This is a genomic window from Streptomyces beijiangensis, assembly GCF_017315755.1.
Classification (GTDB): domain Bacteria; phylum Actinomycetota; class Actinomycetes; order Streptomycetales; family Streptomycetaceae; genus Streptomyces; species Streptomyces beijiangensis.
In genome coordinates, this window is the sequence record NZ_JAFLRJ010001024.1 from 1 (window position 1) to 375 (window position 375).

General features: G+C 67.7%; 1 protein-coding gene. It reads left to right on the top strand.

The annotated features are described in order from the left end of the window. Positions 1-149 precede the first annotated feature (149 nt). The coding region (locus J0695_RS40385) for an antibiotic biosynthesis monooxygenase family protein (RefSeq protein ID WP_206969775.1) at positions 150-375 on the top strand (226 nt) is incomplete at its 3' end.

Below are 375 nucleotides of genomic sequence, written 5' to 3' on the forward strand. Positions count from 1 at the left end.
CCGGCGCCGGTGGTCGGCCCGCTGGTCCCGCCGAGGACGGCAGCGAGGCTCCGGATGCGACGGCCAAGCCCGTCCCGACCGGCAAGAGCATTTAGGCGCGATATCGCCCCACTCCGGTCAACACCGAACCAAGAACAAGGGGAATCCCAGTGAATGTCGAACACGCGCTGCTCACCGTGGCAGACGGCCAGAGCGAGCAGTTCGAGCAGGCCTTCGAGGCGGCTCAGGAGATCATCGTCAAGGCCGAAGGCTGCTACTTCGTGGACCTGCTGCGCCAGACCGGCAGCCGCACCACCTACCTGCTGATCGTCGCCTGGGCCTCGCACTCCGCCGCCGAGGGCTTCCGGGACGCGAAGCTCTTCGCGCAGTGGAACG